At 62.1% G+C, this 22837-nt stretch carries 16 protein-coding genes and 1 riboswitch; of the genes, 8 read left to right on the forward strand and 8 right to left on the reverse strand.

The features are described 5' to 3' along the window. Positions 1-79: 79 nt before the first annotated feature. Complete coding sequence (gene gbpA / locus WE862_RS06840) at positions 80-1510, reverse strand: N-acetylglucosamine-binding protein GbpA (protein ID WP_339058718.1); 1431 nt, start codon at positions 1508-1510, stop codon at positions 80-82. A gap of 65 nt (positions 1511-1575) precedes the next feature. Then, positions 1576-1661: riboswitch (cyclic di-GMP riboswitch) on the reverse strand. Between the two features lie 264 nt (positions 1662-1925). Next, positions 1926-3608, reverse strand: coding sequence for a methyl-accepting chemotaxis protein (locus WE862_RS06845; RefSeq protein ID WP_042030345.1), 1683 nt, complete (start codon positions 3606-3608; stop codon positions 1926-1928). A gap of 288 nt (positions 3609-3896) precedes the next feature. Here WE862_RS06845 and WE862_RS06850 point away from each other — a divergent pair, with 288 nt between their 5' ends. Continuing rightward, entirely contained in the window at positions 3897-5762 is a 1866-nt protein-coding gene (locus tag WE862_RS06850) for a M3 family metallopeptidase (protein WP_042030346.1), read from the forward strand. A gap of 84 nt (positions 5763-5846) precedes the next feature. Here WE862_RS06850 and WE862_RS06855 read toward each other — a convergent pair whose 3' ends face one another. Further along, complete coding sequence (locus WE862_RS06855; RefSeq protein WP_040067369.1) at positions 5847-6080, reverse strand: hypothetical protein; 234 nt, start codon at positions 6078-6080, stop codon at positions 5847-5849. 306 nt (positions 6081-6386) lie between these two features. Between WE862_RS06855 and WE862_RS06860 the strand changes: the two genes are divergently transcribed. Beyond that, positions 6387-7685 (forward strand): ferredoxin reductase family protein, encoded by a 1299-nt coding sequence (locus WE862_RS06860; protein WP_042030348.1) that lies wholly within the window; start codon positions 6387-6389, stop codon positions 7683-7685. A 15-nt stretch (positions 7686-7700) separates the two neighbouring features. On the opposite strand, the gene WE862_RS06865 is transcribed toward WE862_RS06860, so the two are convergent. Beyond that, entirely contained in the window at positions 7701-10868 is a 3168-nt protein-coding gene (locus tag WE862_RS06865) for a S41 family peptidase (RefSeq protein WP_042030349.1), read from the reverse strand. Between the two features lie 280 nt (positions 10869-11148). On the opposite strand from WE862_RS06865, the gene WE862_RS06870 reads away from it, so the two are divergent. The 4 genes from WE862_RS06870 to WE862_RS06885 all read left to right on the forward strand — a co-directional run bounded on the left by WE862_RS06870 (position 11149) and on the right by WE862_RS06885 (position 14664). Then, positions 11149-11625, forward strand: a complete 477-nt coding sequence (locus WE862_RS06870; protein WP_033114013.1) for a L,D-transpeptidase family protein — start codon at positions 11149-11151, stop codon at positions 11623-11625. A 164-nt stretch (positions 11626-11789) separates the two neighbouring features. Beyond that, positions 11790-13316, forward strand: a complete 1527-nt coding sequence (locus tag WE862_RS06875) for a YjjI family glycine radical enzyme (RefSeq protein ID WP_042030350.1) — start codon at positions 11790-11792, stop codon at positions 13314-13316. Between the two features lie 10 nt (positions 13317-13326). Continuing rightward, positions 13327-14211 (forward strand): YjjW family glycine radical enzyme activase, encoded by an 885-nt coding sequence (locus tag WE862_RS06880; protein WP_042030351.1) that lies wholly within the window; start codon positions 13327-13329, stop codon positions 14209-14211. Between the two features lie 129 nt (positions 14212-14340). Continuing rightward, positions 14341-14664 carry a DUF1820 family protein gene (locus WE862_RS06885; RefSeq protein WP_042030352.1) on the forward strand — a complete coding sequence of 108 codons (324 nt, stop codon included), beginning with the start codon at positions 14341-14343 and terminating at the stop codon, positions 14662-14664. Between the two features lie 17 nt (positions 14665-14681). Here WE862_RS06885 and WE862_RS06890 read toward each other — a convergent pair whose 3' ends face one another. The 3 genes from WE862_RS06890 to WE862_RS06900 form a co-directional block, all read right to left on the reverse strand. Continuing rightward, positions 14682-15614, reverse strand: a complete 933-nt coding sequence (locus tag WE862_RS06890; protein WP_042030354.1) for a LysR family transcriptional regulator — start codon at positions 15612-15614, stop codon at positions 14682-14684. A 60-nt stretch (positions 15615-15674) separates the two neighbouring features. After that, a complete protein-coding gene (locus WE862_RS06895) occupies positions 15675-16871 on the reverse strand; it encodes an aromatic amino acid transaminase (RefSeq protein WP_042030356.1) in 1197 nt (398 codons plus the stop codon). Positions 16872-17039: 168 nt separating this feature from the next. Further along, positions 17040-17315 carry a metal/formaldehyde-sensitive transcriptional repressor gene (locus WE862_RS06900; RefSeq protein WP_033114018.1) on the reverse strand — a complete coding sequence of 92 codons (276 nt, stop codon included), beginning with the start codon at positions 17313-17315 and terminating at the stop codon, positions 17040-17042. A gap of 71 nt (positions 17316-17386) precedes the next feature. Between WE862_RS06900 and dmeF the strand changes: the two genes are divergently transcribed. After that, positions 17387-18352, forward strand: coding sequence for a CDF family Co(II)/Ni(II) efflux transporter DmeF (gene dmeF / locus WE862_RS06905; protein ID WP_042030357.1), 966 nt, complete (start codon positions 17387-17389; stop codon positions 18350-18352). 54 nt (positions 18353-18406) lie between these two features. Here dmeF and WE862_RS06910 read toward each other — a convergent pair whose 3' ends face one another. Further along, a complete protein-coding gene (locus tag WE862_RS06910; protein ID WP_042030359.1) occupies positions 18407-18820 on the reverse strand; it encodes a hypothetical protein in 414 nt (137 codons plus the stop codon). A gap of 265 nt (positions 18821-19085) precedes the next feature. Between WE862_RS06910 and pulA the strand changes: the two genes are divergently transcribed. After that, a complete protein-coding gene (pulA, locus tag WE862_RS06915; RefSeq protein ID WP_225628292.1) occupies positions 19086-22763 on the forward strand; it encodes a pullulanase-type alpha-1,6-glucosidase in 3678 nt (1225 codons plus the stop codon). The last annotated feature ends 74 nt before the right edge of the window (positions 22764-22837 follow it).

Here is a 22837-nt window from a genome sequence, read left to right on the forward strand (position 1 = left end):
TATGCAAACCGCAAGGTTTGATTTTTCCGGGCGTCCCCTGCTAGAGAGGACGCCCTTTTTTTATGTGGCCAAGCGTGGGTTAGTGCACTTCATCCCAGGCCATCTGCCAGTGGGAGCCGATGCCCGGCTCGTACTGGGTGGCTGTGGTGGTCCACTGCTGGCAGTAGCCGCTGTAGGGGAAGGGCTTGCACTGATAGACCTTGCCATTTTTCGGCTGCTGCACCTTGGTGCCGGCGGCATAGGATTTGAGCGAGTTCGGGAAGACGAAGTCGTATTCGCCGCTGCTCTGCTCCTTGAACATCAGATCCATGGTCTGCTGAATGGTCTCGCCGCCCGCTTTCGGGGTGGCCTTGATCACCAGCTGGTGGTGACCTGCCTTGAGCCCTTCCAGCGCCATGGTAAAGGTGTGGCTGCTGTCCTTGATGTCGGCACTGCTTTCACCCTTGGCGACGCCGCCGTGGTCATAGAGGGTGTTGGTGACGGCCAGATCGCCCTGTGCGGTGACGGTGAAATCGAGGGTTGCCTTGCCGTTGTCCAGCACATAGTCGCTGGCCAGACCGCTGACGCTGATGCTGTCCACTACCGGCGGCTGCAGCTGTTGCAGATCAATCTCGACTCGCTCCAGTTTGCTGTTTCGCTTCAGATAGACGGGGTTCATACCGTAGATCGGATTGAACTGGCCATCGGCTCCTTGCTGACCGGCGCGGATCAGGCTCTGCTCGGCGTTGATCTTGCTGGCGAGGGCGTGGGCCCAGCTGTTCTTCTGGCCCTGCTCGGCGGTGGTGATGGTCAGTACGGTCTGCAGCTCGGGGCGCTCGCCGTTGGCATCGAATACCCGGGTCATCGCCTTGTCACCCACTGCGAGGTCGATGGAGGGGTAGATGGTGCCTGCCTGGCTCCACTCCAGCGGCGGCTGGCTGCCATCTTTGAACTTGGCATCGATGATGTTGTAGAAACTGTTGCTGGTGTCGCCCACTTCCCACACGCCGAGGATCACCTGATAACCGGTGCGATCCGGCAGGACACAGTTGTGGGTCACCTGCTTGGGCGGCTGCACCATGTTGCCGTCGATGACGCAGAAGGGGGTCAGGTCGAACGAGGCGCGGGTGAGCGGCTGGTTGGGGTTCCAGTCCTGCTTGGTGAGGTAGTAGCGCCAGTTGCGGGTGACGTGGTTGGCAGTGAAGGTCCAGCTGATGGCGAAGGGGCCGGGCTGTACTTCACGCTTGGCCCAGCGGTCGCTGGTCTGGATGTTCAGCTCGCTCCAGCGCGGGCTGCCCGCCGAGGCGATTTGACCATCCTGCGGGCCGGTTTGCGGGAAGCCTGATGGGCCCTCCACGCTCTGGGGCTCCCACTGCACGCCGCCACACTGGCTGTTGCCACCGGTTTTGCACAGGTAGTTGCGGCTCTCGGGCTGGCTGATGTAGCCGTGGGCCAGGGCGCTGCCGCTGGCCAGCAGGGCCAGCAGGGCCAGCATCGCCGCGATGTGATTGAGTTGGATTTTTGCTGCCATACATTCCTCTGTTCGATAGATGTGGGCAGTCAGTTGGCCGGGGAGATCCCCGATGCACACTTGCGTGTGGCAACCCCGCTATCCTGGACAAAACGTCTGTAGACCGGAGGCTTTGCGTCCCGACCTTTCGGTCAGTTTGCCAAATGACTAGATGGTTAGTGATGGGCCAAATGTTCGGCCATCACCATTGTGCACCGCATTGATTAATTATTTGAAGTTAAATGTTTAAATGCACCGTTCAACGGCACATGGATCATTCTAACTGACTGTTTTTAAATTGTTCTCTAATTTGTGAATGGCGTCGAATACCGTTGAATATGCCGATAAGGTGCATGCTGATTGCGTGTTGTCGGCGTAAAAAAACCTGCCAGCTGGGCTGGCAGGTCGGGTGACAAGGCGACACGGGTTGACGCCATCAATGACGGGCGCGCTGCTCTCCGGAGGGGGGAGATACGGGAGCCATCATTGGCGCAGTGGAGGACTCCTTGCCCAGTTTGAACACAGCAAGCCGCTCATCCAGGCTGCGGGATAGACCGGCCAGCAGTTCGCTCTCCTGCGCCAGTTGCGAGGCGGACTGGGACATCTCCAGCGCCGAGTCGTTGATGCCGCTGACGTTGCGGTTCATATCCTCGGCCACCATGCTCTGCTGCTCGGCGGCGGTGGCGATCTGGGTCGCCATGTCGCTCACATGCTGGATGTGGTTGACGATCAGGGTGAGATCCTGGCCCGCTTGCTGGGATTGATCGACGCTGCTCTCCGCCAGCTTGCGGCTGGCATCCATAGCATTGGCTGCACTGACGGCCCGTTGTTGCAGCTGGGCAATGGTGCTCTGGATCTCTTCGGTGGACTGGCGAGTGCGGCTGGCCAGTTGGCGCACCTCGTCGGCCACCACGGCAAAGCCACGGCCCTGCTCGCCGGCTCGGGCTGCCTCGATGGCGGCGTTGAGGGCCAGCAGGTTGGTCTGATCAGAGATGGCACTGATGACCGCCGTCACCTCGCCGATCTGCATGACCCCCTCTTTGAGCTGATTGACCTGTTGGGTCGCCTGTTCCACTTCGCTGGCGAGCGCCTTGATGCCGTTCACGCTGGCGTGCACATCCCGGTTGCCGAGGCCAGCCTCGCCGGTCGCCTCCTGGGTATCGCGCGCCGTGTTCTCGGCATGGCCCGCTACGTCAGAGATGGTGGTACTCATCTCGTTCATGGCGGTAGCGAGCTGGGCCAGCTGATCCCGCTGATTGGTGACCGCCTGATTGGTCTGCTCGGCGGAGGCGGCGATGCGCAGGGCGGCATCGGCCACGTTGCGGGCCCCCTGACTTGCCTCCAGCAGCGCGTGGCGGATGGCATCGAGACTCTGGTTGGTGCAGCTTGCCACCATGCCCAGCTCATCCTTGCCCTGCACCGGAATAGTGACCACCAGATCGCCCCTGGCGACCCGCTGCATGGCGTGGTTGATCTGGTTGAGCGGGGAGACGATGGAGTGGGTGATGCGCCAGCCCAGCAGCCCCATCAGCACAATGACGATGGCGGTGGCGCTGCCCATCTTCATGTATTGGGCCCAGATGGTCTGGTGGATGTCCTGCAGCAGCATACCGGTGCCGAGGATCCAGCCCCAGGGTTGATAGCCAGAGACCATGGAGAGCTTGTCAGCGGTTTCCCCAGACGGGCCGGTCCAGATGTATTGCAGGGTTCCCTGCTTGCCGCCACGGGCGATGTCGACCATCTGGAACCAGAACTGCCCTGCGGTGGCACCCGAACCCTCTCCCATGGTCTGGCCGACCAGTTCGGGCCGGATGGGATGTACCAGCATCTTGCGGCTCTCGTCGATGACGAACAAATAGTTGTTGCCATCAAAGCGCATGTTGGTCAGCAGCTTGCGCGCTTCCTGCTGCGCCTGCTCTGCCGGCAGGGTGCTGGCCAGAAACTGGATCTGGCTCATGGCCTGTCCCAGCACGGCATTGAGTCGCGCTTCCCGTTCACTCATCAGATTGCGCTGGAGTGCGTTGGCGGAGATGAGCAGCAGTGACACGAAACCGACAAACGCAACCGTGAGCAGCAAGATCAATTTGCGGCTCACGGTGATATCACCGAGCTTGAACATGACTAACCCCTCGTTATCCCGTTGATGTTATGGTGGCTCGATACAGCGGTAGCCTCTATCTCTCTTGCTGAACGTCTAATTTAACAATTCATTTACTTTCAGTGGCTTGGCGAGCCTGTTTAAATGAGCGTTTTAACATCAGTATAGTCAGCAGAGGTTACAGCCCGCTTTCGGGTAGCATGTTGAAAAGGGTTTCTTCGCACGATTTGCCGAAAAATGTGAATAGCTTGGCATTTCACCAACCAGAATAGGGGCCATCCGGAGCGCTCCTGCGACAAGAGGGAATTTATGAGTTCGATTGCCAGAGAGTATTTTGACCAGCTCAATCGCGACTATCTGCAGGTTCACAGACGCAAGGAGGATCTGTTCTGGGCCACCTATATGGGCACCAGCGACGATCAGGCCGGGTTTACCGCAGCCGAGCAGGCCTACAAGGCCTTTTGCGCCAATCCGGAGCGGTTGCCGGAACTGCGCAAGATGCACGCCCTCGCCGAAGATGAAGAGTTAAAACGGGGTCTGGCGGGCTGGATCGCCTTCTTCGAGTGCAACGTCATCGAGGATCCCGTTGCCGCCACCCTGATGGACCAGCTGGTGGCTGCTGAGGCGGATCTGTTTGCCCGCCGCAAAGGGCTGAAACTGACCCTGCTGGATGAGCAGGGCCAGCAGGTGGCTGGCAGCCTGCCCGCCGCCAGCACCTCCCTTGCCGCCAGCCCGAACGAGGCGGTGCGCCAAAGCGCCATCGCCATGTTCCACACCCTGGAGCAGTGGGTGGTCGACAACGGCTTCCTCGAGGTGGTGGCGCTGCGCAACCGCTTTGCCCGCGCCATGGGCTATCGCGACTACTTCGCCTACAAGGTGCGCAAGAACGAGCAGATGAGCCCAGATCAGCTGTTCGCCATCCTCGATGACTTCATCGCCCGCACCGACGCCCGGTTGCAGCAAAGTCTGGTCGAACTGACAGCGGCCAAAGGGGAGGCGGCCCTGTTGCCCCACAACCTGCGTTACTTCGTCAGTGGCGACGTGACCCGCCAGCTCGACCCCTATGTGCCCTTCTCGCGGGCGCTGCGGGACTGGGTCGAGAGCTTCCGTCGTCTCGGCATCCAGTATCGCGGGGCTACCCTGACCCTGGACTTGCTGACCCGGGAGGGGAAATACGAGAACGGCTTCTGTCATGGCCCGGTACCGAGCTTCTTCCAGCAGGGTGAGTGGATACCAGCGGTGGTCAACTTCACCAGCCTGGCCGCTCCGGTGCAGGTGGGCAGCGGTTGGAGTGGCCTCAATACCCTGTTCCACGAGGGAGGCCACGCCGCGCACTTTGCCAATGTTACCGGCAATGCGCCCTGCTTCTCCCAGGAGTTCCCGCCCACCTCTATGGCTTATGCCGAGACCCAGTCGATGTTCTGCGACAGCCTGCTGGACGATGCCGACTGGCTCAAACGCTATGCCAGAAATGCGGCGGGAGAGGCTGTTCCCGATGCCCTCATCAAGGAAATGATCGCCGCCCGCCAGCCGTTTCGGGCCTTCAATGAGCGCCAGATCGCGCTGGTGGCCTACTTCGAGCGGGATCTCTACGCCATGGCAGAGAGCGATCGCACTCCCGAGGCTGTGCTGGCGCTGGCCCGCAAGTGGGAGCGCAAGATCCTCGGGGTCGTGAGCCCGCGCCCGTTGCTGGCCATTCCGCACCTCCTTAATCAGGAGTCGGCCTGCGCCTATCACGGCTACCTGCTGGCGCTGATGGCGGTGGAGCAGACCCGCACTTACTTCCTCAAGCGCGATGGCTACCTTACCGACAACCCGCGCATCGGGCCGGATCTGGCTGCCCACTACTGGGGGCCGGGCAACGGCATGACTCACGATGAGACATTGCGCAGCCTGACCGGTGAAGGCTTCAGTGCCGTGCCGCTGGCCGAGGCGTGCAACCTGAGCGCCGCCGAGGCGTGGCTGCAAGCGCAAGCCTGCATGGCGGCCGCGCAGCAGCGGCCAACTGCCGGTGCGTGCTCGCCCCTCGACGCTCATATCCGGGTGGTGCACGGCGCCGAGCTCATCGCCGACAACCGCGAGTCGGAGAGTCGCATGCTGGCCGACTTCGAGGCGTGGATTGCCCGGCACTACTTTGCGGGGGATGCCGGGGAGGGGCGGAGCTGCGTGCAGTGAGCAATCTAATAGGCGTTAACTTGCTTTGATACGGCAATTGGCAGGCGGGGCAACCTTCCTGCCATTCTTTTTGCTCATTGTTTACTACTCATCGATGACCTTTTTTCCACAATTTTCACAGATGGCGTGGCGCTCAAAGCGATCCATGTTGGCCAGAAAGGGGCCGGCGGCCCAGCCGGTAATGAAGTCCTTGATAAAGGCTTTGCGCTTTTGCTCCGGTGTCAGCTGCTGGCCAAAGGATTTGTCGACCAGCACCACGACATGGTTGGTCTCGCGCTGACAGCTTGAGCAGTAGCGTTGTTCGGTGGATGAAAGCAAGGGGAGGCTCCTCGTCCGGGGGAGTGGGCGGCAGGTTGTTCGCCGCAGATATATGTCGTCTCCATTTGATTCCTTTTGCAGGCGGGTCGTCAATCACGGCAGAGGTGGATTTTGCGCAATCCCTCATGAAGAGAGGGCCAGTCAGCAAGGGTGACCAGAGGGGCTGGCGGGCCCCTCTGCTGTTGCCGTTTGTCACACATTGCCACACAAGCTTCCCCCTCTGGCAAAGTCTTGTGACCGGACGGGGTTGTAATGGAACCATGAGCAGGGGCGAGGCCCTGCCGCGATGGAACCTGGGAGCATGTTATGACGAGTAAACGGGTGTGGTGGCTGTTGCCGCTGCTGGCGGTCGGAGTCTGGTGGCTGGGTTATGCGGGGGAGGCCAACGGGGTGTGGCCCTGGCGCCATGAGATGTTGCTGCTGACGGGCCTGCTGGGGATGGCCTATATGGCCATTTCGCTGTTGCTGGCCTTGCGCCTGCCGCAGCTGGAGGTGTGGTGTGGCGGTCTGGACCGGATGTTGCGATTGCACCGCCAGACGGCCATCGGCGGCGCATTGGCACTGACCGCTCACTGGCTGCTGGTGGAGGCGCCCAAGTGGGCGGTCTCGGCGGGTTGGCTGAGCCGCCCCGCCCGGCGTGGGGCCAGCGCGGCCGCAGCTGGTGCAGGAGCAGGCAGTGGCATCTCGCTCCATGCCCTTGGCAATACTCTGGGGGAGTGGAGTTTCTATCTGCTGATCGCACTGGTGGTGGTGAGCTTGCTGGCGCTGGTGAGTTATGGCCGTTTTCGGCTGATCCACCGGCTGGCACCGCTCATCTATCTGGCGGGCTGGGGGCACGGGCTCTGCCTGCTGCCTCAGGTGGGAGCCATGACGCCGGTTGGGGTAGCGATCTGGTTGATCGGCGGGATCGGCGCTATCGGGGCCCTCTACTCCCTGCTGGGGCAAGTGGGGGCGCGCAAGCGCCATCCCGGCCGGGTCGTTGCGGTGCGGACGCTGGCGGATCAGACCTGCGAGCTGACCATGCAGCTGGAGCGGCCGCTCGCCCATTACCGCCCGGGTCAGTTTGCCTTTTTCGAATTTGACGCCAAGGAGGGGCCGCACCCCTTTACTCTGGTGCGGGTGTCGGCGGATCGGCGCCAGCTGGTGATCGCGGTGCGGGCGCTCGGGGATCATACCCGTCAGCTGGTGGCAGAGGCGCGCGTCGGGGATGAGGTGGTGGTGACCGGCCCCTATGGCGCTTTTGTCGCCCCGCAAGGGGGAGGGCGAGCCCTCTGGCTGGGGGCCGGGATCGGTATCACGCCGTTTGTGGCTTGGCTGGAGGGGCAGGCTGCCCGTGGCGAGCGCGGCGAGGGGATCACCCTGATCCAGTGCGCGCCGGATCTGGCGGGGGCCGTCTACCACCAGCGGTTGGCCGAGCTCTGTCATCGCACCGGTGTGCGTTATCAGCTGCATCTGGACAAGGCGGCCGGGCGGCTGGATCTGGCCCGCATCGCCCAGGATGCACCTGCGCAGGTATGGTTTTGCGGGCCGGAGGGGATGGCAGATGCCCTGACCCGGTTGTTGCCGGACGGGCATCTGCATCGCGAGCTGTTTCGCTTTCGGTGAACTCGATGGGCGCCGTTATTTGGCGCTGGCGGGCAACTGCTTGAGGGCGGCTTGTACTGCGGCCTCCAGCTGGGGGTCACGCCCGGCCACCATATCGGCGGGGGTGAGCGGCACCTGCACGTCCGGGATCAGCTCCTGATTCTCGTAGAAGGTGCCGTCCGGTTTGCGCAGCCCCAGAGTCGGAATGCCGTAGGAGAGGCCGGGCACGAGGCGGGAAGTATGGCCATAGACCATGGTGCCGGTACCGGGCACCGGCTCGCCGACGATGGGACCGATCTTGAGCGCGCGGTAGTATTCGGGGAAGGCGGAGCCCTCCGAGTAGCTGCCGGCGTTGACCAGCACCACCGAGGGTTTGGTCCACTGGCGAGTCGCGGCATCGCTGGCCCCTTGTCCCGCTTTGGGATCCGAGATGGCCATGCCGTGTGCGCTGCTGCTGCCGGTGAGGAAGCCGACCAGGGTATTGGCCAGATAGCCCCCCTTGTTGAAGCGCACGTCGACGATGAGCGCCTCGCTGCTGCGCAAGCGGCCGAGCGCCTCCGACACCAGCTCCTCATAGACGGCGCTGTTCATCTCGGGCAGATAGACGTAGCCGACCCGGCCCTTGCTCAGCTTGGCCACCAGATCCCGCCGCTTGGCGATCCAGCTGTCGAGCTGCAGCCGGTACTCCTGCTGCTGATCGATGGCGGTCACCTCCACCTCGTCCGGCTCCTTGTTCCCCACCTGCTGGAAGGTGAGGGCAAGCCGTGCCCCTGCCTTGTGGTTGAGGGCGCGATCGAGCTCAGTCCGGGTGGCAACCGGATTGCCGTTGATGGCGAGCAGACGGGTACCGGCAACGATGTCGCTCTCCTGATCCAGCGGCCCGCCGGGCAGCAGATGGGTCAGCACTACCCCCTCTTTGCCATCCTGCCAGTAGCCCCCGAGACTGGCGGTCTCATCTGCCATGTCGGGATAGCGGGTGGGGCCATAGCCCCAGGTGTGGGAGACGTTCAGCTCGCCCGCCAGCTCCGCCAGCAGGTCACCGAAGTCGCGGCCGTTGTTGATGCCGGCAAGCAGCCGGCGATAGGTGGCGACATAGCCGTTCCAGTCCACTCCGTTCATGTCGTCGCGATAGAACTCGTCCCGGGTGAGGCGGGCGATCTGGTCAAAGGCGGCCACCATCCGGGCGTGCTGGCCCCTGCTCTGCACCAGCTCGAAAGCGGAGCTGAGCGCCTCGCCGGAGTCGAGGTTAATGCGGGTGATCTCTCCGTCCCGCACCAGAGTGGCCTGGGTCGCCTCCCGATTGAGGGTGGCCATGGCCGGCCCCGGCTGATCGCCAAACAGCTGGCGGGTCTCCCCTTTGCGCAGGTCGAGCGAGTAACCCTTGATCTCGCTCTCGTTGTTGGGGCCCCCCTCTTCCACCAGATAGACGAGCTGGTCGTGAACGACCCGGCTGGCGAGCAGCGTGCCGCTGGGGAAGAGTTGCAGCGCCTCCCGATGGGAGAGGCGATCGGTCTCGAAGCCATACCCTTCCTTGGGCGGCGCCACTTCGGCCAGAAAGTCTGCCTTGGCCGCCCGGCTGCTGTAGATGCCGAGCAGGTTGCTGCCAAGGGGTTCTCCATCGGCATCCAGCACCCCGTAACGGGTCGATTGCCAGTAGAGGATGCCGCCATCCTGACTCCAGGCCGGTGCCCCGTCCTGATAGCCGTTGAGGCTGACGTTAACCGGCTTGGCTTTGGCATCGGCCGTATCGAGCACGGCGATCTCCTGCTGGGCCGAGTCGGGACGGAAGGTGAGCGCCAGATGGCGGGAGTCGGGAGCAAAGGCGAGCATCACCTCGTGGCGCGAGGGGTTGAAGCTGGCGGGAACCAGCTCGCGCTCTTTGTTGCTCGCCAGATCGAGCAGATGGATGGCCTGACCATCGACCACGAAGGCGAGTAGCTTGCCATCGGGAGAGAGCACCGGACGGCTGATCCCCTTGCCGGGAATGGCCAGCAGCAGGCTCTCCTGCAAGGGGCCCGGATCGCTGAAGAGACGCTCCGGATCCGCTTTGCGCAGGCGATAGAGGGCGGCCGGCCCATCCTGCTCGGAGAGGTAGATAAGCGAGCGCTCCTTCTCGGCAAAGAGCGGGCTGGACTGCTCGCTGGGGGAGTCGGTGAGCTGGCGTACCCGCTCCCGCTCGGGATCGACGGCGAACAGGCTCCCCTCGCTCACCAGGATCAGCTCCTTGCCCTCCTCGCTGACCAGGATCTCGTCAGCCTGATTGTTGGACTGGCTCTGCTCGTCCGGCTCGCTCACCACCTGCGGCGTGATGGCGAGTTTGCGCGGCTCGGTACTGCCGGCATCGAGGCGGTAGATCTCCCCGAGCCACGACCAGACCAGATCGCCGCTGCGTGAGGCGCTCAGCCCCCGCACCGGATTGCCCTTGTAGTGGGTGAGCTGCTGCTCCTTGCCGCTGGCCAGATCGCGGCGCCAGACGTTGAAGTCACCGCTGCGCTCGCTCAGGTAAAAGAGGGTATCCCCCTTGTCGCTCCAGACCGGGTCGGTGGCGGCGATGCGATCCTCGGTCAGCTGGCGGTGCTGCTTGCCATCGAACAGCCAGAGGCGGGAGACGGCAAACGAGTGCTGGTGCTTGCGAAAGGGTTGATCCATCGACGGCATCTGGTAGGCGAGCTGCTGCCCGTGCGGGCGGGCGAGGATCGCTGGCAGCGGCAGGTCGGCCTGCAGCTTGCCTCCTGTTACCGGTGCCCAGTAGAGGGCGCTGACCTGCACCCCTTCGGCCACGAAGTGATCGGCATTGGGGTCGGTCAGCCGCTGGCTGCTCAGCAGCAGTTGTTTGCCATCGGGGCTGAATGCCTGCGGCAGGTCGTTGCGCGAGTCGCGGGTGAGCCGCACCATCTTGCCGCCGCTGGCGGGCACCACGAACACATCCTCGTTGCCATAGAGGTTGGCGGCAAAGGCGATCAGCTTGCCATCCGGCGACCAGATGGGGCGCTGGCTCAGGTAGTCATTGCCGGTAAGGGCGCTGGCCGGCCCCCCTTGTGCGCTGGTGATGAAGATCCGTCCCTGCCAGGTGAAGGCAAGCTGTTTGCCATCGGGGGAGAGGGCGGGATCGCGCAGCCAGAGCGCATCCGCTGCGTAAGATGCGGGCAGCCAGAGCAGCAGGGGTGACAACAGCAGGTGGACGAAGCGGCATGAAGAGCGCATGGCATGATCCTGTCGATGGGTTGAAAAGTAATCATCGCCGATCATCGGGTCATACGCCAGAACTGATGTTTGACGCTATCTTATTGTTTTTAATGTTAATTATTGAATTCTGACCGATGTGTGCGGGGATTAGGCGAAACCGGTGCCAAGATATGTTTTATCGCGCATATTGAGTATTGATGGCGATCCAATATCATGGCGCTCGCTCGCCAGCAGGCGAAGATTATTCAGATGATTTGGCAACACCAAAGCCCGTATCAGAGGCTTGTCGAGGGATGGAATGAGAGCCGTATTACTGTGTTTACTGGGGCTGTGGCCCGCATTGAGTTTTGCCACCCTGTCTGCCGACATGGTGGTGGTCAAGAAGTCCACCTATAGCCTGACCCTGATGAAGGATGGTAAAGAGGTCAAACGCTACTGGATCGCGCTGGGCCCGGCGCCCAAGGGCCACAAGCAGCGAGAGGGGGATCAGCGCACTCCGGAAGGTCGCTACATCCTCGACTACAAGAAGACCAACTCCGGCTATTACAAGGCGATCCACATCAACTACCCCAATCTGGATGACATCAAGGCGGCCAACGAGAAGGGGGTAAACCCGGGTGGCATGATCATGATCCACGGTCAGATCAACAGCATTGGCAACCGCAGGGTACAGCCCTCCAACTGGACCAACGGCTGTATCGCCATGCTCAACCACGATCTGGATGAGGTGTGGGAGGCCGTCAAACCCGGCACGCCCATCATCATCGAACCCTGATTGATGAACGGGGCCCGCTCCATCGAGCGGGCCCCGTTGGTTTATCGCGGATGTGATCCCGCCTTTCGGATGTCTTGTATGGACATCCACCATGTTATGAATGTCAATTCCAAAAAAGCCTGCAAAAGGTGAGGATATGGGCTCAGCCAGTGAAGGAGCTTCCCATGTCTTTGACCGAAACCTGCCAGCGCATCGTGCGCGATCCCCATCTCTCTCCTGCCCAGAAGAGCCACGCGCTGGCGCTGGCCGCCGAGAATGCGCTGCCATACCCCGACCTGCCTGCCGCAGTGGCCGAGGCGATGGCGCAGGGATTTGTCTGTGACATGTTCGAGGGCCACGCCCCCTACAAGCCGCGCTATGTGCTGCCGGACTACGAGAAGTTCCTGACCCAGGGCTCCGCCTGGCTGGAGCTGGCAGCGCCGCGGGATTTCGATGAAGCGCTCGATGCCCTGCGCATCCTCTATCACCATGTTCCTTCCGTCACCGGCATGCCGGTCTGGCTGGGACGGCTCGATCAGCTGCTGCTCCCCTTTGTCGGAGAGCTGGATGACGAGACTCTCTACCGCAAGCTGAAAGGGTTCTGGATCTATCTGGATCGGGTGCTGCCGGACGCCTTCATGCACGTCAACATCGGCCCCGATGACAACCGGATCTGCCGCCTGATCCTGCGCATCGACAACGAGCTCAAGCAGGTGGCCCCCAACCTCACCTTCTTCCACGATCCGGAGCAGACCCCCGACGATCTGCTGCTGCTGGCGGTGAAGAATATCGCCGAGTGCAGCAAGCCGCACATCGCCAACTACCCGATCCATCGCGATACCTTCGACCAGCGTGGTTTTGGCATCGTCAGCTGCTACAACTCCCTGCCGCAGGCCGGTGGTGCCAACACCCTGGTGCGCATCTCCCTCAAGCGGGTCGCCGAGCAGGCACAGGGGATCGATGACTTCCTCGGTTGTCTGCTGCCCCACTACTGCCGCCTCACGTCCCAGCTGATCGCGGTGCGCGCAGCCTTCCTGCACGAGGAGTCCGGTTTCTTCGATAGCTTCCTGGTCAAGGAGGGGCTGCTGGATGAGGATCGCTTCGTCCCCATGTTCGGCATCTACGGCATGGCGGAAGCGGTCAACATCCTGATGGATAAAGAGAATCTGCCGGGCCGCTACGGTCACGACGAAGAGGCGAACCAGCTTGGCTATCGCATCTCTGCCCAGCTTTCGGCATATGTCACTGCGACGCCGCAGGCCCATGCCTGGGGTGGGCACGCTCTGCTGCACTCACAGGGCGGCCTCAGCATCGATGTGGCGGTGACCCCGGGGGTGCGGATTCCCTACGGGCAGGAGCCGGATCCGGCCAGTCATGTGCTGGCGCTGGCGCCGCACCACGGCTACTACCACTCGGGGATCAGCGAGATCCTGACCCTGGATCCCACCATCCGCCAGAATCCGCAGGCGCTGCTGCAGCTCTGCAAGGGGGCGCTCGCCATCGGCATGCGCGAGTTCACCGCCAACGTGGCCGACAGCGATCTGGTGCGGGTGACCGGCTATATGATCCGCAAGAGCGATGTGGCCCGCTTCGCAGAGGAGGGCTCGCGGTTGCAGACCACCTGTCTTGGTGCCGAGGCGAGTGAAGTGACCGCCATTCGCCAGCGGGCACCGCGAGTGGTGGCCAATGAGTCGACCATCTTCCAGTACTGAGCCAAGTCCGATGGATGAGGCTCTGCTGACGCGCAGCGCCCTGGTGAGCAGGGTGCTGCCTTTTTCCTGTGTTGATGGGCCGGGCAACCGGCTGGTGCTCTTCCTGCAAGGGTGCAACTTCAGCTGCCCTGGTTGTCACAATCCCCACACTATCGGGCTGTGCGACGATTGCGGCGACTGCCTTGCGGTCTGCCCGAGTGGCGCCCTCGCCATGAGCGAGGGCAAGGTTCATTGGCAGGAGACGCTCTGCACCGATTGTGATGCCTGTCTGGAGGCCTGCCCGCGCAGCGCCAATCCCAAAACCACTACCATGACGGTGGCCGACGTGCTGGCCCTGCTGCGCCGCTACGGCCCGCTGCTGAGCGGCATTACCGTCTCGGGCGGTGAGGCGACCACCCGGCTTCCTTTCGTGGTGGCCCTGTTTCGCGCCATCAAGGAGGCGCCGGATCTGGCCCATCTCAGCTGTCTGCTCGACAGCAATGGCTCGCTCGCGGAGACAGGCTGGCAGCGGCTGCTGCCGCAGCTCGACGGCGCCATGATCGACCTCAAGGGGTGGCGTGACTCGGTACACCTCTCCCTGACCGGCTATGGCCGCGATCGGGTGCTGGCTTCGCTCAGGTTGCTGGCAAGTCACGGCAAGCTGGCCGAGTTGCGGCTGCTCCATGTGCCGGGCAGGAGCGATTTTCTGGACGCAGAGGGGCTGCTTGATCGCGGTCTTGCCGATTTTCTGCGCCAGCTCGGCGCCGTGCCGATCCGGCTCAACGGTTTTCGCCACCACGGGGTGAGGGGTGAGGCGATCCGCTGGCCCGAGGCAACCCGTGACGAGCTGGAACAGCTGGCGAGTCGTTTGCGCGAGGCCGGGCTGGGGCCAGTGACGCTGCCGCCGCTAATCTGATTTCGGGGTGATGCAACAATACGACATACGGCGCAGCCAAAGCGGACAACTGTGATTTCTGTCTATTGGAGGGGGCGAGGGGGACAGCTAGAATATCGGCCATCCTTTTCCCCGCGATGACAAAGAATCATGAGTGAAAGCAAGGCGTTATATCGGGTTCAGTTTATTTGCCACAGCGAGCGCTACGAAGTGTATGTGCGCGAGGTGAATCAGGGTCAGCTGTTCGGCTTTATCGAGATCGCCGACTTCGTGTGGGACAACCACACGGCGCTTATCGTCGACCCCAGCCACGAGAAGCTCAAAAACGAATTTGCCGATGTCCGCCACACCATGATCCCCATGCATCAGGTGCTGCGCATCGATCAGGTGCAAAAACAGGGGGCGGCCCGCATTACCGAGCTGGGCAACAATGTTGCCTCCTTCCCCAGCCCTATCTACACCAAACGCCCCTGATGGCTCTGCCGCCCGGTTCAGGGCGGCGTCAACTCCCGGCCCAGTTGCAGGATCCGCTGGCGGAACCAGTGACGAGCCGAACCATCGCCGGCCGGGCCATACCAGACCAGACTGTGGCTCACCTTGCCGTAATCGAACGGGACCGGCCGGATCGCCAGATCCTGCTGGCTGGCCATGCGTGTCGCCCAGCCACCGATGGCGGTGAGAATGAGATCGCAGTGAGGTAGCAGGGCCGCGGCGCTGGCAAAATCGGGCAGGGTGGCGCCAATCTGGCGGCGTACCTGCTGCTGGGCCAGGCTCTGCTCGAAGAAGGGGTTGGCCAGCTCGCTGTCGCGGATAGCGATGTGGCGCCAGCTAAGGTAAGCATCGAGATCCCATGGCTGTGCCAGCGCCGGATGATCCTTACGCAGCAGGCAGACCAGCTGCTCCTCCCGGAGGGTCTCCCACACCAGCCCCTGCTGCCGCGGCAGTGGCTGGCTCTGATCGTGGGGCAGAATGACGAAGTCGAGCTTGCCCGCCGCCAGCGCTTCCAGCCCCTGCTCATCCTTGTTGCGGATCTCCGGCACCATGCCGGGCACCTCTCTCATCAGTTGCCCCAAAATCGGCCCCACCGGCCAGCTCATCACGCTCTCGCGCAATCCCAGCCGCAAGGTGCCTTGCCACTGTTGGGGGTCGAAGGCGTTCTGGCGGGTCAGTCCGCTCAGTTCGCTCAGCAGTCGGTGCAGGGTCGGTGCCAGCCGTTCGGCAAAGGGGGTGAGCAGCAGCTGGTTGCCCTGGCGGTAGAGCAGCTGATCGCCGAGCTGTTCACGCAGCTGGTTGAGGGTCTTGCTGACGGTAGAGGGGGTGGTGCAGAGCCGCTCGGCGGTGCGGGTGACGCTCTGGTTATCGAGCAGCAGGTGCAGGGTGACCAGATGGCGACCGCCCAATCTCGAGAGTGCGATCAGATCCATAAAGACTCCACAAGCGAATGAAACAGACAAAAAGCCCCGCCAAAGCGGGGCTGATGCGGATTAGCCCTTGAGCACCGCGGCCATGGCGTCAGCCACATAGTCGACGTTGCGGCTGTTGAGGCCCGCCACGCACATGCGGCCGGAGCGCACCAGATAGACTGCGAACTCCTCGCGCAGGCGGTCTACCTGCTCCGGGGTGAAGCCGGTGTAGCTGAACATGCCGCGCTGGTTGATGAAGTAGCCGAAATCGCGGCCCGGCACCTTGGCGCTCAGCACCTCGAACAGCTTCTGGCGCATCGCCTTGATGCGGGTGCGCATCTCGGTCACTTCATCGACCCACATGGCGTGTAGCTCGGGCTGGCTCATCACCGCCGCGGTGATCTGGCCACCGTGGGTGGGAGGGCTGGAGTAGTTGCGACGCACGGTGGCCTTCATCTGGCCCAGCACCCGGCTCGCCTCTTCGGCATCTTTGCAGATGACCGACAGGCCACCACAGCGCTCGCCGTAGAAGGAGAGGTTCTTGGAGAAGGAGTTGCTGACGAAGAAGCTGACACCGGCGGCCACCATGGCGCGGATGGCGTAGGCGTCCTCTTCCAGTCCATCACCGAAGCCCTGATAGGCGATGTCCATAAAGGGGATCAGGTTCTTCTCGACCACCAGCGCAATCACCCGATCCCACTGGGCGCGGGAGAGATCCACCCCGGTCGGGTTGTGGCAGCAGGGGTGCAGCAGCACGATGCTCTTGGCCGGCAGGGTGCTCAGGCAGTCGATCATCGCATCGAACTGCACGCCGCCAGTGGCCGCATCGTAGTAGGGGTAGTCGTGCACCTTGATGCCGGCTCCCTCGAACATCGCCTTGTGGTTGTCCCAGGTCGGATTGCTGACCCATACCTCGGAGGTCGGGAAGTAGCGCTTGAGCAGGTCGGCGCCGATCTTGAGCGCGCCCGAGCCACCGATAGTCTGGATGGTGGCGATACGTCCCGCCTTGACCGCTTCATGGTCGGCACCAAACAGCAGGTGCTGCACCACGGTGCGGTAGTTGGCGGCGCCTTCCATCGGCTGGTAGGGGCGCGGGGCCGGGGCGGCTGCGCGCTGGGCTTCGGCCTGCTGCACCGACGGCAACAGCGGAATGCGGCCCTGCTCATCGTAATAGAGGCCGATCCCCAGGTTCACCTTCTGCTCGCGGGTGTCTTTGTGGAAGGTCTCGACTAGGGTCAGGATGGGGTCGCCAGCATAGGCATCGACGTGTTCAAACATGGGGGGTCCTTGCGAAATGGAATCCAGGGTATGGCGATCAATGATCGGCGCTCATCATGGCGTAAAGCCGGCGAGGGCTCAAGTCAGAAAGGGGCAGGGCTGGCGGGCTGACACTGGTCTGCTGTAAACGGGATGATGTGGGGCTGCCCGCAGCCCCATTCTCAGGCCTTACTTCAGATAGGATCGCAAGACCCGCACTACCTGATCCAGATCCTCCAGCCGCTCGGCGTGGGTCGCCTCTTCGGCTCCCAGGTGTTCGCGCATGTGCCCCTCCAGCACCTCCAGCATCAGGCCGTTGACGGCGCCGCGGATGGCGGCGATCTGCTGCAAAATGGCGGCGCACTCGCTCTCCTGCTCCAGCGCACTCTCCAGCGCCCCGGCCTGTCCCTTGATGCGGCGCACCCGTGCCAGCAGCTTCTTCTTGTCGTGGATGGTGTGTGACATGCAGGATCCTCTCGATCAATAAAACTATACTGGGGTATAGTATATTGCATTGTCGTTCTCAGGAGAAATTCATGTCATCCCTCGCCTCATCCCACTGCCACCAACCCGTTGTGCACGAAGGCAATCCGCTGGCCGAACAGAAGACCCGCTGGGCCGTGCTGCTCACTGTCATCATGATGGTGGCGGAGATCGGCGGCGGCTGGTTCTACAACTCCATGGCGCTGTTGGCCGATGGCTGGCACATGAGCTCCCACGCACTGGCGCTCGGTCTCTCGGTATTGGCCTACCGCGCCGCCCGCCACTTTGCCCGTGACCACAGATTCAGCTTCGGCACCTGGAAGATCGAGGTGCTGGGTGGCTTTACCAGTGCTCTCTTGCTGGTGGGGGTGGCCGGCATGATGCTGTTCGAATCGGTGTTCCGGCTGCTGGATCCCAGCCCGATCCACTACCAGCAGGCTATTGCCATCGCCATCGTCGGCCTGCTGGTGAATCTCGCCTGTGCCTGGCTGCTCAAGGATGATCACGGTCACCACCATCATCATCATCACGGCCATGGGCATGGCCACCATGATGATCATCACGACCACGATCACTCGCACGATCATCACCACGGCCATCAGGATCTCAACCTGCGTGCCGCCTACATCCACGTGCTGGCAGATGCAGCCACCTCGGTGCTGGCGATTCTGGCGCTGGTGGGTGGCATGCTGTGGGGCGCTGACTGGCTCGATCCGCTGATGGGCATAGTGGGTGCCGGACTGGTCGCTGTATGGGCCTGGGGGCTGCTGCGCGACTCCGGCCGGGTGCTGCTGGATGCCGAGATGGATGCCCCGCTGGTGACGGAAATCCGCGAGGTGATTGCCGAGCTGCCGGAGACCGAGATCCGCGATCTCCACGTCTGGCGAGTGGGGCAGCAGCAGTATGCCTGCGTGCTCTCCCTGCTGATGATGGCGCCCCTGTCGGCCAACCAGATCCGCGAGCGGCTCGCCATCCATGAAGAGCTGGTACATGTCACCATCGAGATTGCGACCGAATAAAAGCAAACAGGGGGGCCTTGGCCCCCCGGTTTCAATGCCGTTGGCGCTCTGATGTCAGTGCGGTTGCCCGGTGATCTCCTCCTGCGGCTTGTGTTGCCAGACTGCGCCCAGCAGCAGCTTGAGCAGCAGTTGCGGTGGGTTGTCGAGCAGTTTGCCGGACTCCAGCAGCAGCTGTCCGTCGGCACCAAAGCCAAGGCTCGCATCGACGGTGCCATCTTCGGCGACCACCTGGAGCAGACCGTTGAGGGCACCGCGCTCACCTGGCTGGCAGCGTAGCCGCAATTCGCGGGCCTCTCCCAGCAGAGTGAAGGCGCGGCTCAGGGGAGGTGAGTCCTCATAGTCGGGCCAGTTGAAGAAGTGATACTGTTCGGCCAGGGTGCCAGCCTGCTGGCAAAACTGGTCGAACAGCTGACCGATCGCCTGGTACTCCAGATCCAGCCGTTGCGCCTGTTCCTCAATCCTTTTCATCACCTGCTCCTTCTCTATCCACTTGATCGAAAATTGTTTTTCCCGACCCGGTGACCACCGTTAGTCAGATATGAGGCCAAATTGCCGCGGGGTCTGTGAGCCGGATCCAAGTTTCCATCTGAAAACGTTATCTTGTTGAAAAAGTTTGGCTTTTCTGCCTGCTTGCTCACATTTGCAACGATTTTCGCTGATTAAGATGGCACCACCTGGCAATGACCGGGTGCTCGATTATCGAGACTAACTAAACAGCGGGAATTATAAAAATATGGATATGAAAAAGACCAAAGTGGCGCTGGTAACAGCCTCACTGCTCGCGCTTTTGTCTGGCTGTAATGACAATGGTTCTGACTCCTCCGGTGTGAAACCTGTCCCTCCCACACCACCTACCCCTGAAGTGACTGATGGGCCTGTTGCCCGTTTACCCAAGATGGATCCTCCCAAAGAGCTGCTGATGGCCGGTAACAATCAGGCGGTGATTGCCCTGGTCGATACCCAGACCGCGGCAGCCAGAAGTGCCGAAGGGCCCTTTGCCAGCTACAGCCTCCATCTCTGGAACAATGAGGCCTGCTCTGCCACCGAGGCGAGCGGTCTGAACAGCGGTTGGGATGACAAGAGCAAGAGCCCAGCAGCGGCTGACAGCTTTGGCCCGGCCTGGGTGGTGCCGCTCAGCAAGCTGGAAGGTTGCATCAACTTTATCGCTCGCAACGGCGATCTGGCCAACCTGACCGGCAGCGACATGAAGGTGATCTTCCAGGATCATCCGGATCGCACCGTGGCCATCGTGGCCGGCAAGAAGGAGGTATTTGGCAGCCGTGCCGAAGCCTTCACCGCCGCGTTTGGCGTGGCAGGGGCCAGCGCTCATCTGATCGATGGCAACACCCTGATTTGGCAAGGGGGCAAGGACAAGCCCCATGTTCGTCTCTATTACACCGACTCCGGCACTATCAAGGCCAATGCCGATGGGGTATTTGACTTCCCCTATATCACCCTGACCGCGACCGCTCTGACCGCCGAGCAGCAGGCCAAATATCCGCATCTCAAGGATGCGGCTGCCTTTGCCCTGCCCAGCGGCAAGGATCTCAAACCCCTGCTCAAGGGGGAACTGGTGGCTATCGGTACCGATGCCGACGGTATCCTGCAGGGGGCGACCCTGGTGCAGAGCGCTGGCGCCCTCGATGCCCTCTATGCGACCGAGGCGACCAAGCTCAGCTATGGTGCCGTGGTAGATGGCAACCGGGTCACCTTCCGTCTCTGGGCGCCGACCGCCAAGTCGGTCAAGTTGGCTCTCTACAACGCCAGCCACCAGAAGAGTGGCGAGGTAGCGATGACCTTTGACAGCGCCAGCGGCAGCTGGAGTTACGAAGGGGGTAGCGAGCTGATCGGTAAGTTCTACCGCTACGACATGGAGGTGTACCACCCGCTGAGCCGCAAGGTCGAGCACTATGAGGTGACCGACCCCTACTCCCTGAGCCTCGCGATGAACTCCGAGTTCAGTCAGGTGGTGGATCTCAACGATCCGGCCCTCAAGCCGGAAGGGTGGGATAGCCTGAAAGCACCCCACAGCCAGCAGAATCCAGCCGATATTACCATCTATGAAGCCCATGTCCGCGATCTCACCGGCAACGATGATTCCACCCCGGTGGAGCATCGCGGCAAGTTCCTCGGCCTGACCGATCATGGCACCAAGCCGGTCGCCCACCTGCAGGCGCTGGCCAAGAGCGGCGTCAGTCATTTGCATCTGCTGCCGGTGTTCGACATAGCTACCGTCAACGAGGATCCGGCCAAGGTGGCCAATATCGGCGATGACTTCAGCAAGCTCTGTCAGGTCAATCCGGAGGTGAAAACATCCAAGTTTGGCACTTACTGCGGCGGTGGCCAGACTGTCGGCCAGGTGCTGGATGCTCTCAAGTCGGGCGACAGCAAGGATAACCCGCAGGTGCAGGAGCTCTCCGGCTATCTGCGCGGCGTCGACTCCTTCAACTGGGGTTATGACCCTTACCACTACACCACGCCGGAAGGCTCCTACGCTACCAATGCCGAGGGTACCCAGCGCATCCTGGAGTTCCGCGAGATGGTCAAGGCCATCAAGCAGAATATCGGCATGAACGTGGTGATGGACGTGGTCTACAACCACACCAACGAATCCGGACTTGGCCCCAAGTCGGTGCTCGACAAGATAGTGCCCTGGTACTATCAGCGCCTCAACCCGGAGACCGGCTCGGTGGAGAACTCCACCTGCTGCTCCAACACAGCGCCGGAGCACGCCATGTTCGCCAAGCTGATGGATGATTCGCTGGTGACCTGGGCTCGCGACTACAAGATCGATGCCTTCCGCTTCGACCTGATGGGCCACCACCCGAAAGATCAGATGGTGCAGGCGCTGGCCGCGGTGAAGAAGGTCAACCCGGATATGTACTTCTACGGCGAGGGGTGGAACTTCGGCGAGGTGCAGGATGACAAGCGCTTCGTGCAGGCGACCCAGAAGCATCTGGGCGGCACCGGCATCGGCTCCTTCTCCGACCGCTTGCGGGATGCGGTGCGCGGTGGCAGTCCGTTCGACGGTGGCGATACCATTCGCGAGACTCAGGGCTTTGGCAACGGTGCTTTTGTCTATCCCAATGAAGCGAGCAAGGTGACCAGGGATCAGGCGCTCCATCTGGCGGATCTGGTGCGTCTTGGCATGGCGGGCAACCTCAGGGACTTCGTCCTGACCGACAAGGACGGGGTGCCGAAGAAGGGCTCCGAGATCGACTATAACGGCCAGAGCGCCGGTTATGCCAAGGATCCGGGGGAGGTGCAGAACTATGTCGACAAGCACGACAACCAGACCCTGTTCGACAACCTGAGCTACAAGGCACCTGCCAGCGCCGATCTGGTGCGGATGCAGGGGGTATCGCTCGCCACCGCCATGCTGGGGCAGGGTATCCCCTTCACCCACGCCGGTGTCGAGCTGCTGAGATCCAAATCCATGGAACGGGACAGCTACGACTCGGGCGACTGGTACAACAAGGTCGACTACACCCTGGCTGACAACAACTTCGACAAGGGGTTGCCGCGCAAGGATAAGGATGGCGACAACTATCCGCTGATCGAGAAGGTGCTGACGCTCAATGGCAAGCCAAATGGCACCGACATGGAGACCATGGTTGGCTTCTATCAGGAGCTGGTGGAGCTGCGCAAATCATCGCGTCTGCTGCGTCTTGGCAGCGGCGCCGAGGTGATCAAGCGGGTCGATTTCCGTAATACCGGCCCGGCTCAGGTGCCCGGGCTTATCGTGATGACGGTGGATGACGGCGTCAATGCAGGAGCGGATCTGGATCCGGCCATCGACGGTCTGGTGGTGATGATCAACGCCACCAACCAGAGCCAGAGTATCGGCGATTTCCGTGATGGCAACGATCAGCCGATCGACCTGAGCGGTTTGCAACTGAGCTCAGCTCACCACGCTGGCAACAGTATCGCCCGCGATGCCGCTGTCAGTGGCGGCACCCTGACCCTGGGGGCCTGGTCGGCCGCTGTGTTCGTCAAGCCGCAGTCCGGTGCGCAGGGAGCGGGTCTGCCGCTTGGCAAGAAAACCGACCTGAGCACCCTGCCACCGTTTGGCAACACGGGCATCTTTGTGCGTGGCTTCCTGGGTCAGTGGGATGCGGTCAACCAGATGAGCTTTGATGGCAACTACATGTACGGGCTGACCGTGCCGGTCACCGATGGCCAATTGGGTCAGACCACCCTGAAGATCGCCGATGCCAGCTGGAACATCGCCAACTATGGCAAGTGTGCGCCGAGCGATGTGCTGACCGTTTCAGCCCCTCTTACCCTGTGCAAAGGGGGGAGTGACGTCGGTATGACCCTGAGCAAGGCGGGTAACTACAAGTTTGTCTTTACCGCCATGGACAAGGAGAAGCCGACCCTGAGCGTCAGCGTGGCGGATGCAACACCCTAGGCAAACCCATTGAGCCCGGGGGATGGCTCGGCGTCCCCGGGTTGAATTCCACCTCGCCAAGGGTGGGATAATCC

The sequence above is a fragment of the Aeromonas jandaei genome, assembly GCF_037890695.1.
Classification (GTDB): domain Bacteria; phylum Pseudomonadota; class Gammaproteobacteria; order Enterobacterales; family Aeromonadaceae; genus Aeromonas; species Aeromonas jandaei.